General features: G+C 43.1%; 10 protein-coding genes. 3 read left to right on the top strand and 7 right to left on the bottom strand.

Annotation, left to right across the window (positions count from 1 at the left end):
• Window positions 1-164: 164 nt before the first annotated feature.
• The 4 genes from RMY63_RS17270 to RMY63_RS17285 form a co-directional block, all read right to left on the bottom strand.
• On the bottom strand, window positions 165-2171 hold the full coding sequence (locus RMY63_RS17270) for a ribulose bisphosphate carboxylase small subunit (protein WP_322729865.1): 2007 nt from the start codon (window positions 2169-2171) through the stop codon (window positions 165-167).
• 163 nt (window positions 2172-2334) lie between these two features.
• A complete protein-coding gene (locus RMY63_RS17275; protein ID WP_322729866.1) occupies window positions 2335-2637 on the bottom strand; it encodes a EutN/CcmL family microcompartment protein in 303 nt (100 codons plus the stop codon).
• 6 nt (window positions 2638-2643) lie between these two features.
• On the bottom strand, window positions 2644-2988 hold the full coding sequence (locus tag RMY63_RS17280; protein ID WP_010995041.1) for a carbon dioxide-concentrating mechanism protein CcmK: 345 nt from the start codon (window positions 2986-2988) through the stop codon (window positions 2644-2646).
• Window positions 2989-3079: 91 nt separating this feature from the next.
• Window positions 3080-3388 carry a carbon dioxide-concentrating mechanism protein CcmK gene (locus RMY63_RS17285; RefSeq protein WP_012410633.1) on the bottom strand — a complete coding sequence of 103 codons (309 nt, stop codon included), beginning with the start codon at window positions 3386-3388 and terminating at the stop codon, window positions 3080-3082.
• 659 nt (window positions 3389-4047) lie between these two features.
• On the opposite strand from RMY63_RS17285, the gene RMY63_RS17290 reads away from it, so the two are divergent.
• From RMY63_RS17290 to RMY63_RS17300, 3 genes are all read left to right on the top strand, one after another.
• Window positions 4048-5904 carry an NAD(P)H-quinone oxidoreductase subunit F gene (locus tag RMY63_RS17290; protein ID WP_322729867.1) on the top strand — a complete coding sequence of 619 codons (1857 nt, stop codon included), beginning with the start codon at window positions 4048-4050 and terminating at the stop codon, window positions 5902-5904.
• Between the two features lie 118 nt (window positions 5905-6022).
• Window positions 6023-7528, top strand: a complete 1506-nt coding sequence (locus RMY63_RS17295) for an NADH-quinone oxidoreductase subunit M (protein WP_322729868.1) — start codon at window positions 6023-6025, stop codon at window positions 7526-7528.
• A 164-nt stretch (window positions 7529-7692) separates the two neighbouring features.
• Window positions 7693-8823 (top strand): CO2 hydration protein, encoded by a 1131-nt coding sequence (locus RMY63_RS17300; RefSeq protein WP_322729879.1) that lies wholly within the window; start codon window positions 7693-7695, stop codon window positions 8821-8823.
• A 17-nt stretch (window positions 8824-8840) separates the two neighbouring features.
• On the opposite strand, the gene RMY63_RS17305 is transcribed toward RMY63_RS17300, so the two are convergent.
• The 3 genes from RMY63_RS17305 to RMY63_RS17315 all read right to left on the bottom strand — a co-directional run bounded on the left by RMY63_RS17305 (window position 8841) and on the right by RMY63_RS17315 (window position 10557).
• Complete coding sequence (locus RMY63_RS17305; protein WP_322729869.1) at window positions 8841-9566, bottom strand: Uma2 family endonuclease; 726 nt, start codon at window positions 9564-9566, stop codon at window positions 8841-8843.
• Between the two features lie 124 nt (window positions 9567-9690).
• Complete coding sequence (locus RMY63_RS17310) at window positions 9691-10395, bottom strand: Uma2 family endonuclease (protein WP_322729870.1); 705 nt, start codon at window positions 10393-10395, stop codon at window positions 9691-9693.
• Window positions 10396-10428: 33 nt separating this feature from the next.
• Window positions 10429-10557: a hypothetical protein gene (locus RMY63_RS17315; RefSeq protein ID WP_322729871.1), complete on the bottom strand. Its 129-nt coding sequence runs from the start codon at window positions 10555-10557 to the stop codon at window positions 10429-10431.
• Window positions 10558-10753 lie beyond the last annotated feature (196 nt).

Raw genomic sequence — 10753 nt, forward strand, 5'->3', positions numbered from 1 at the left:
CGAAAATAGAGAGTTAGGAGTTAAAAGTGAGGAGTTAGGAGTTGATTAAAAGTGAAGAGAAAAAAATTTTAAGTTAAGAGTTATGAATTAACAATTTTTTTCAACTCTTAACTCCTAACTCCTAACTCCTAACTCCTAACTCCTAACTCCTAACTCTTAACTTTTTAAGGTCGTTGAATAATCGTTTCTAATACGCGACGCTTGGCTTTGGGGTCAATACCAATTAAGCGCACATATTCCCCTTGGTATTCGCCGAGTTGTCTTTCTACGGCTGCGATCGCTTCTCTTTCTGAGGAGGCTTGAATTTGACCAGTACTAGTCCAGGAACCTGTACGGAATCGCCGTTGATCTACGTGTTCAATGCTAATTTTTGAGCCGCTAGCCAATAATTGCCGGAGTTGGTCTACGACTTCACTACTCAAGCGGGTACTGGTAGCTGTTGCTGTAGCAGTAGTAGAGGATGCACTGCTAGTAAATGATTTCTGACTGCTAGAGGAGGCTACTTGATCGTTTGGACGTTGAATAATGGTCTCTAATACCCGCCGTTTGGCTTTCGGGTCAATACCAATTAAGCGTACATATTCCCCTTCGTATTCGCCGAGGTGTGCTTCTATGGCTGCGATCGCTTCTCTTTCTGAGGAGGCTTGAATTTGACCGGTACTAGTCCAGGAACCTGTACGGAAGCGGCGCTCATCCACGTGTTCAAGGCTAATTTTAGACCCGCCAGCCAATAAGTGCCGGAGTTGGTCTACTATTTCAGAACTCAAGCGGTTACTGCTAGTTGTTCTCGAAGCAGAGGGTGCTGCACTACTAGTAAATGATTTCTGACCACCAGAAGAAGCTACTTGACCATTTGGACGTTGGATAATGCTTTCTAATACCCGCCGTTTGGCTTTGGTGTCAATACCGATTAAACGTACATACTCGCCTTGATGACTTGCTATACATTCTTCCAAAGCTGAGATGACTTGATTTGTCGAAGTTGCTTCAATTGGCTTGCAACTAGTCCAAGAACCAGTGCGGAAACGCCGCTCATCTACGTGTTCCATGCCAATTTTGTAACCACCTGCCAAAAGTTGGCGAATTTGCTCTAGAGTTTCGCCACTGACTTTGCCACTGCTAGAACTGTTACCATTACCATTACTGCTGCTGTAACTGCTATAACTGCTATTACCATGACTAGCCGGCGCTTTAAAGCTGGTAGCTGGTTTTGTATCATCATCGGGACGTTGGATGATGGCTTCTAGCACACGCCGTCTATCTTTGTCAATACCAAACAGTCGGACATACTCGCCGCTATGCTCTTGTAGACAGCTTTCTAATGCTGCGATCGCTTCATTGAGCGATCTGGTTTCGATTGGTTGGCAACTAGTCCAAGAACCTGTGCGGAACCGTCTTTGGTCTACATGTTCCGTACCAATTTTATACCCTTGCCCCAACAGATACCGCAACTGATCTATTGTTTCTCCACCCAAGCTATTGCTCGACACTTCACTACTCCTTTCCAACTCTAAAACAGTAATACCATTACCTGTATAAGATTTAGCGTTCTCATCCCGAATGGGTGCTATACATTTAGTATCCGCAGCACAGAGATAACCAGCTCGTAATGCCTGATTAATCCCAACCACATGATGAGCAAATTCTTTATCTTGATCTTGCACATCTGGCAAACGGTCAGCTTGCTGCTGGCTGGTAATTATCGCTCCCGAAGGTACATACTTACCAGAGGGAATCTCTACATCTTGAATCAAAGCGTGCATCATCACAATGCAACCTGCACCCACCCTGGCATTAAACACCGTAGAGCGAAAGCCAATGAAGGAATTATCACCTACATAAGCTGGCCCATGAATTAGAGCCATGTGGGTAATGCAAGCGTTTTTACCAATCCATACTGAGTATTTATTTTGGTCATCGCCAATTATTCGGCCTTGCTCCAACCCATGAATGACAACACCATCTTGAATATTGGTGTTTTCACCCAGATAAAAAGGTGTGCCTTCATCCGCTCTAATCGTAGTCCCCGGAGCAACGATTACATTTGCACCTATTCGTACATCCCCAATTAAATTGGAAAATGAATGTACAAAGGCAGTTTCATGGATTTTGGGTTCAGCTAAATTCCTTGACCACGGGGTTGGGGGTGCCGCCGTGCTGCGGACTGCCATCGCGAGATTCCTCCTGTATTGTCATTTGTCAGTTGTCATTTGTCAGTTGTCATTTGTCAGTTGTCGAGAGCTAATGACCATTGTACAGACGCGATTAATCGCGTCTCTACTGACTAATGACCAATGTACAGACGCGATTAATCGCGTCTCTACTGACCAATGACTACCGATATTGATCTTTTTTGCTGTAAATCAGGCGATCTTCAACGTGAATGGTATCTATGATCGCCACTACTACTGCATCTAATGGACGTTGTTCATTTCCAAGCACTTGACGAGCAACACTGCCACGACTGACAAGTACCCACTCATCTACTCCTGCCCCTACACTATCTGCTGCTACCTCATATTGTGGCAGGATGTTTCCGTCTTCATCCACTAATTGTAACAACAGTAGTTTTACGCCTCTAAGACTTGGATCTTTTTGGGTGCTAACTACTGTGCCGCGAACTTTGGCAACTTGCATTACAAATTACGGTCTTCTACCAAAAGGACGAATTGCATTCACATTTTCCCGGAATTGCTCTACGTCTTCGGTATAACGAATTGGCAGGACGTATTCCAAATTTTCGTGAGGACGAGCAATGATATGAGTAGACAACACTTGTCCGCCATTGACTCGCTTTACAGATTCAACTCCTGCGGCCACAGAAGCTTGCACTTCCGAAACGTCACCCCGAACAATTACTGTCACCCGACCACTACCGATTTTTTCATAACCTACTAAAGTGACGCGGGCAGCTTTCACCATTGCATCAGCAGCTTCCACTACTGCTGGAAAGCCTAGCGTTTCAACCATTCCCACTGCAATTGACATTAGTTTTAATCCCTATTTCAAAGTTTTTAGCCTTGGACAAAAGTGATGCTCAATCAGGCAAAGAGCGTTAATTACTTTGTTTAAACAGCTTTTAAGTACGGAATTGTTCCACCGCTTCTGTGTAACGTATCGGCAAGACGTATTCCAGGTTTTCGTGAGGACGAGCAATGATGTGAGTGGATAAGACTTCACCACCAAAGACTCTTTTTGCCGCTTCAACCCCAGCAGCTACGGAAGCTTGCACTTCCGATACATCTCCCCGAACTATCACGGTGACGCGAGCGCTACCAATTTTTTCATACCCAACTAAGGTGACACGGGCGGCTTTCACCATCGCATCAGCAGCTTCCACCACTGCTGGAAAGCCCTTCGTTTCAATCATTCCAACTGCAATTGGCATCGCAGAACTCCTAGAAAATTAATGCAATCTGTACTGTTGTTTGAATTTTTTGACGGGGAGAGCTTGATCTTATTAGCTAAGAAAACACTTCCAAATTAAGCATAGGAAAGCTTGGCGTTCCTGGCAATATAAATTACTATAATAGTTTATGATAAGAAAGTTTTAAAAAACTTAACAAAAAGTTATCTAGGCTTCTGAGCAATTAAAGTTTACAGATTCCTTGAGCAGGCACTTATGCTTTATAATTTCTTTATCACATTTACAAAACGGCATTCATAACCAAGGCTAATCCTATCTGATGAAAGGTAAGCAGCGGCTGTAGGTTTTGCTGTATCTATATTTTCTCAAATATTTCTCAGTGTACAAGGACTAGGTGAAATATATATAAGTTTTTCAAATAAATCGTATAAATTACTTTGGTTAAAGTAGAAATATAAATGTAAAAAGGTCGGTGATATTAAGGCAAGTAAATGCTTTTACTTATGTAAAGTTATATTTTAGTTATATTTCATAGGGTAGCGTTAAGTAAAATTACTTCTGGAAGTATAGTTAAAATAATAAGTAAAAAAACATCGATATTTTGGTAAATTAATTTTATTAAATAAATAATTGGTTGGAATTTTTTTAAAATCAAGGCTGAGTCATCAAGGAAATTTTAAATGGAGCAATTTCTATTTTCAACAAGTTGGTTTGTGCCTTTGTATAGCTTATCGGGCGCAATTTTTACCTTGCCGTGGGGAATAGGAATAATTCGGCGAACAGGGCCAAGACCTGCGGCATACTTCAACTTGTTGACGACCGTTTTAGCTTTTGTCCATAGCTTGTTTGTATTTAAAAATATCTGGGATAGAGAACCAGTAAACTTACTAATCAATTGGTTCAAAGCAGCAGATTTAGACTTATCTTTTTCCTTAGAACTATCGCCAGTCAGCATTGGGGCAACAGTTTTAATTACAGGGTTAAGCTTACTGGCACAAGTTTACGCTCTGGGTTACATGGAAAAGGACTGGTCGTTGGCGCGTTTTTTTGGGCTACTGGGATTTTTTGAAGCAGCGCTATGTGGTCTAGCAATCAGTGATTCTTTGTTTCTCAGCTATGCGCTTTTGGAAGTCTTGACGCTTTCGACTTACTTGCTGGTGGGGTTCTGGTATGCTCAACCACTAGTAGTGACGGCGGCGCGGGATGCGTTTTGGACTAAACGAGTAGGAGACTTGTTGCTGCTGATGGCTGTAGTGACACTTTCTACCTTAGCCGGGAGTTTGAACTTTTCGGATTTATATGAGTGGGCGCAAACAGCTAATTTAAGTCCAATGACATCGACGTTGCTAGGGTTGGCACTAATTGCTGGGCCTGCTGGTAAATGTGCCCAATTTCCACTACACCTGTGGTTAGATGAAGCAATGGAAGGGCCCAACCCCGCCTCGGTAATGCGAAACTCTCTAGTCGTAGCTGGTGGTGCTTATTTACTGTATAGATTTCAACCATTATTAGCCCTGTCGCCAGTTGCCTTGAATGCCTTGGTAGTCATGGGTACAGTGACAGCGATTGGGGCGACATTAGTATCCATAGCTCAAATTGACATTAAGCGATCGCTGTCTCATTCCACCAGTGCATACATGGGGTTAGTGTTTTTAGCAGTGGGGTTACAGCAAGGGGGTGTAGCCTTGATATTGCTGTTAGCTCATGCGATCGCTAAAGCATTATTATTTATGAGTTCTGGTTCAGTCATCTTGACTACCCAAAGCCAAGACTTAACAGAAATGGGCGGTTTGTGGTCACGGATGCCAGCCACCACCACAGCCTTTGTAGTCGGTTCAGCCGGGATGGTGACACTGCTACCCTTGGGAAGCTTCTGGGCAATGCTATCATGGGCTGACGGTTTCGTGAATATTAGCCCTTGGGTAATTGGGGTTTTAATATTAGTCAATGGTTTGACAGCATTGAATTTGACAAGAGTATTTAGATTAGTCTTCTGGGGTAAACCGCAACAAAAAACCCGTCGCACTCCAGAAGTTGGTTGGCAGATGACCTTCCCAATGGTGTTTCTGACAGTGCTGACTCTGCTTCTACCTCTGATGCTACAGCAATGGTACTTACTACCAAATTGGGAAAGTATTAATTGGTATGTGGCGTTAGCCTTGTTTGGTTCTACCGTAGTGGGGGTAGGTATAGGGTGTACAGTTTATCTGCACAAAGCTTGGTCAAGATCCAGAATCTTGACGTGGAGATTTCTGCAAGACCTGTTAGGTTATGATTTTTATATTGACCGAGTTTATTATGTAACCGTGGTAAGTGTAGTAGGACTGCTATCTAAAATTTCTGCTTGGAGCGATCGCTACTTAGTTGACGGTTTAGTAAACTTGGTTGGGTTTGCAACCATTCTCGGCGGACAAACCTTAAAGTACAGCATTTCTGGGCAATCTCAAGGCTATATGTTGACCATCCTAGCAGTTGTCAGCGTCCTGGGTTTTTTCATCAGTTGGTCATTGGGTTTACTAGATAAATTGCCTTTTTAAAGGAGTTAGGAGTGAGGAGTGAGGAGTTAAGAGTTAGGAGTTATTTTCTCCCCCTGCTCCCCTGCTCCCCTGCTCCCTCTGCTCCCCCTGCTCCCCCTGCTCCCCTTACCTAAAGTCTATGCTTAGTGTTTTAATTCTAGTGCCGTTAATCGGCGCAGCTTTAATTGGTTTCTCCCCCTCTGGCATCAGTGGTAAATTCGCCCGTGGGGTGGCTTTGGTCTTTGCCAGTATCGCTTTCTTGTGGACAATTTTATTAGTAACTCAGTTCCATCCCGGAGAAATTACTCAGCAGTTTGCTGAGTCTCTCCCTTGGATAGATGCTTTAGGGTTGAACTATAACCTTGGGATAGATGGTTTATCTTTGCCGTTGCTGGTTTTAAATGGATTGTTAACTTGTATTGCCATTTACAGCAGCGATGAATCCCTACAGCGTCCTAAATTTTATTACTCTTTGATACTATTATTAAACACTGGGGTGACAGGAGCCTTTCTAGCACAGGATTTACTGTTATTTTTCTTGTTTTACGAATTGGAACTGATTCCGCTGTATTTGCTGATAGCCATTTGGGGTGGTGCCAAGCGGGGTTATGCTGCGACTAAATTTCTCATTTATACAGCCGTTTCGGGAATCTTGATTTTAGCAAGTTTCCTCGGCATGGTTTGGCTGAGTGGTTCCTCTAACTTTGCACTAGCAACCTTGAACGCTACAACTTTACCTCTAGCGACACAGCTTTTACTGCTAGCAGGAATTTTGGTAGGTTTTGGGATTAAAATTCCCTTAGTTCCCTTCCATACTTGGTTGCCAGATGCTCACGTTGAAGCTTCCACACCGATTTCAGTACTGTTGGCTGGGGTGCTGTTGAAGTTGGGAACTTACGGTTTACTGCGCTTTGGCATGAACTTGTTACCAGAAGCTTGGAGTTATCTAGCTCCTTGGTTGGCAGCTTGGGCAGTGGTAAGTGTGCTGTATGGTTCATCCTGCGCGATCGCCCAAAGCGATATGAAAAAAATGGTAGCATACAGCTCTATTGGACACATGGGATACGTGCTTTTAGCAGCGGCAGCGGCTACACCTTTAAGTGTGTTGGGTGCTGTGATGCAAATGATTAGCCACGGCTTGATTTCGGCAATGCTGTTTTTGCTGGTAGGAGTTGTGTATAAAAAAGCTGGAAGCCGTGATTTAGCAATCATTCAAGGATTGCTGAACCCAGAACGGGGTATGCCAGTAATCGGTAGCTTGATGATTGTCGGAGTTATGGCCAGCGCTGGTATACCGGGAATGCTAGGGTTTATTTCCGAATTCGTAGTTTATCGGGGAAGTTTTCCAGTTTTTCCAGTGCAAACCCTGTTATGTATGCTTGGTACTGGTTTAACAGCAGTTTACTTTTTAATACTCGTCAACCGTGCCTTTTTTGGCCGCCTGTCTGCACCAGTTACCAACTTACCACGTGTGTATTGGAGCGATCGCACCCCAGCGGCAATTTTAGCTGTGTTGATTGTGATTTTTGGCATTCAACCTGGTTGGTTGGTGCGTTGGACTGAACCAACAATTACAGCAATGGTGAATACCCAAAACGTAGTAGCAACAGTGTCCTTGGATAAAGCAATGGGGAATCGGGAATAGGGAATGGGGAATCGCGAATGGGGACTGGGGACTGGGGACTAGGGACTGGGGACTGGGGAAAAAAGTTTTCCCAATGCCCAATGCCCAATGCCCAATGCCCAATGCCCAATGCCCAATGCCCAATGCCCAATGCCCCAATCCCTAAACTTTTTGGAGAGATGGCAATGGTAACTATTAAAAAAAAAGCTACTCGCAATCCCTTAGCTGAGTATATTGAACGTTTGCAAAAAGGAGATGCATTAGTCCCTGATAGCCCAGAGAATGTGTTGGAAGTTGTGGGTATTCTGAAAAGCTATGGGGTAGTTTTAGATGCCTATTCAAAAAATCTTAACTATATTGCCGAGCATCAATTTTTAGTATTTTTTCCATTTTTTAAATACTTTAATGGAGAGGTTTCTTTTCAAAAATTACTCCGTCACTGGTGGCATGACCGAATTAATTTTGAATATGCCGAATATTGTATGAAAGGCATGATGTGGCACGGTGGCGGTGGACTAGATACCTATTTAGATACAAATGAATTTAAAGAAAGAGCGCAAACCGTTATCACCGCAAAGTTTAAAAATAATCCTTTAATTTTGGGTATTAACCAACTATTTCCAGATTTCTTAACAGAACAGTTGCGCGTCTCTGCTTACTACACCGGTTTAGGTCAATTCTGGCGAGTCATGGCTGATATGTTCCTCAACTTATCAGACCGCTATGACCGAGGCGAAATCAAATCGATTTCCCAAGTTGTAGACCACATTAAAACAGGGTTAGTAGCAAATGCATCAAACCCAATTACCTACGCTGTCAAAATTCGAGGTAAGGTCTATGAAATCATTCCCAAAAGCGTTGGTTTGACCTTCTTAGCAGATACAGCAATACCTTATGTAGAGGCAGTTTTCTTTAGAGGAACACCTTTCCACGGCACAGTTTCATACAACGCCCAAGCTTATCAAATCTCTCCAGATCAAAGTCGATTCCAGTATGGCGCATTATATGCAGATCCTTTGCCCATCGGCGGCGCGGGTATTCCTCCCACCTTGCTGATGCAGGATATGCGTCATTATCTTCCAGAGTATTTGCACGACATTTATCGTCGCAGTCTCCGGGGTGAAGATGATTTGCGAGTTCAAATTTGTATGAGTTTCCAAAAATCGATGTTTTGCGTGACGACAGCAACGATTTTGGGACTAATGCCTTATCCTTTAGATACTAAAGATCCAAGTGAGGAAAAAGGTAATCAAGTTTATTTAGAGAAGTGGATGAGTCGGTTACAAACTTCGCGGTTGCTGGATGTGAATAAATAGTTGATTTTTGATCAATATTATGCTTCTGGTTCAACGCCAAGCGATCGCAATTGAGCAATCAAGCGATCGGCTCTTTGACGTTCCTGTTCGGCTCTTTCTTCACCAGTCAACAACAAATTACCTTGCAAATCCCACCAGCGGAGCCAGGGTAATTCCATATTCTGATATTGTCCTTGCCATAGACCTAACTCAACTCCTAAAGGATGTATAAGATAATGTCCACGTTCATTTGCTGTTAATAACTGATATTGTCCACCAATTAATTCATAAACTTCTACGCTAGCTTTACTTACTTCATAAATGCCGTAAAAAGCTGGATGAATTACTTGCTCATAAATCCAAAATTTCCCCTTCCAAGGAGTTTTGTCTCGTTCTTCGCTACCATCTCCAGAAACAAATTCCAAAGCAATTAACGGTGCGATAAATTCTCGCCACAACACATAAGACCTTCGTGAAAGTCCATCCAACGAAGGCGGTACATTCGGTACAAAAAACCAGTCGGGTGCTTCTGCGCCTTTTTCTAGGGGTTCGGTCAAGCGCCAGTAAATACCTAAATCCTGGCCGATACAATACTGACCATTAGGATATAACTGCTTCAGCACAGGTGTAATTGAGTCAGTCAGTAAAATGCTTTGAGGATGCTCTTGCCAGTTTTTCACAAAAGTACCGTCAGACTCTGGTAGCTGCGTATGGTCAGGGAAAGGAGTGAGTTCGTCGGTGGTTGGATTGGTTGCAGAGGTCATAAGACTACCTTTGCAGGAGTAAGGGTTGTTTTTTAGTTTAGCAATGGAAGGGGAGATGGGGCGATCGCTTACACCTGGCAATATAATCTCATACCACATCTAAATGGGAACTTTTAATGTAATACTAGGTTTCTGGTTCAACGCCGAGCGATCGCAATTGAGCAGTCAAGCGATCGGCTTTTTCTGAGCCAGTCAACAACAAATTACCTTGCAAATCCCACCAGCGGAGCCAGGGTAATTCCATATTCTGATATTGTCCTTGCCATAGACCTAACTCAACTCCTAAAGGATGTATAAGATAATGTCCACGTTCATTTGCTGTTAATAACTGATATTGTCCACCAATTAATTCATAAACTTCTACGCTAGCTTTACTTACTTCATAAATGCCGTAAAAAGCTGGATGAATTACTTGCTCATAAATCCAAAATTTCCCCTTCCAAGGAGTTTTGTCTCGTTCTTCGCTACCATCTCCAGAAACAAATTCCAAAGCAATTAACGGTGCGATAAATTCTCGCCACAACACATAAGACCTTCGTGAAAGTCCATCCAACGAAGGCGGTACATTCGGTACAAAAAACCAGTCGGGTGCTTCTGCGCCTTTTTCTAGGGGTTCGGTCAAGCGCCAGTAAATACCTAAATCCTGGCCGATACAATACTGACCATTAGGATATAACTGCTTCAGCACAGGTGTAATTGAGTCAGTCAGTAAAATGCTTTGAGGATGCTCTTGCCAGTTTTTCACGAATGTACCGTCAGACTCTGGTAGCTGCGTATGGTCAGGGAAAGGGGTGAGTTCGTCGGTGGTTGGATTGGTTGCAGAGGTCATAAGATTACCTTTGCACTGGATAAGGGTTGTTTTTTAGTTTAGCAATAAAGGCAGAAGCAGGGCGATCGCTGTTAGTAAGCTGTTAGGCAAAGAAAATTGCACATTAACTAATGTTCGCGCAGCGTCTCCTTCAGGAGAGGGTTGTCCTTTGTCATTTGTCATTTGTCCTTAGAAACACTTTTGACCAAAAAGAAAGCGGAAAACACCAAAATGAGAAAGCAAACTGAGGTTTGAATAAGTAAAAGCTGCTTTTGCTTGCGGAAAACACCAAAATGAGAAAGCAAACTGGGGTTTGAATAAGTAAAAGCTGATTTTGCTTGCGGAAAACACCAAAATGAGAAAGCAAACTGGGGTTTGA

This window comes from Nostoc sp. ChiQUE01b, assembly GCF_034531255.1.
GTDB lineage: Bacteria > Cyanobacteriota > Cyanobacteriia > Cyanobacteriales > Nostocaceae > Nostoc.

Excerpts from the sequence above, each read along its gene's own strand:
- RMY63_RS17270 (WP_322729865.1), bottom strand. The coding sequence starts at position 2,171 with ATGGCAGTCCGCAGCACGGCGGCACCCCCAACCCCGTGGTCAAGGAAT.
- RMY63_RS17275 (WP_322729866.1), bottom strand. The coding sequence starts at position 2,637 with ATGCAAGTTGCCAAAGTTCGCGGCACAGTAGTTAGCACCCAAAAAGAT.
- RMY63_RS17280 (WP_010995041.1), bottom strand. The coding sequence starts at position 2,988 with ATGTCAATTGCAGTGGGAATGGTTGAAACGCTAGGCTTTCCAGCAGTA.
- RMY63_RS17285 (WP_012410633.1), bottom strand. The coding sequence starts at position 3,388 with ATGCCAATTGCAGTTGGAATGATTGAAACGAAGGGCTTTCCAGCAGTG.
- RMY63_RS17290 (WP_322729867.1), top strand. The coding sequence starts at position 4,048 with ATGGAGCAATTTCTATTTTCAACAAGTTGGTTTGTGCCTTTGTATAGC.
- RMY63_RS17295 (WP_322729868.1), top strand. The coding sequence starts at position 6,023 with ATGCTTAGTGTTTTAATTCTAGTGCCGTTAATCGGCGCAGCTTTAATT.
- RMY63_RS17300 (WP_322729879.1), top strand. The coding sequence starts at position 7,693 with ATGGTAACTATTAAAAAAAAAGCTACTCGCAATCCCTTAGCTGAGTAT.
- RMY63_RS17305 (WP_322729869.1), bottom strand. The coding sequence starts at position 9,566 with ATGACCTCTGCAACCAATCCAACCACCGACGAACTCACTCCTTTCCCT.
- RMY63_RS17310 (WP_322729870.1), bottom strand. The coding sequence starts at position 10,395 with ATGACCTCTGCAACCAATCCAACCACCGACGAACTCACCCCTTTCCCT.
- RMY63_RS17315 (WP_322729871.1), bottom strand. The coding sequence starts at position 10,557 with ATGACAAATGACAAAGGACAACCCTCTCCTGAAGGAGACGCTGCGCGA.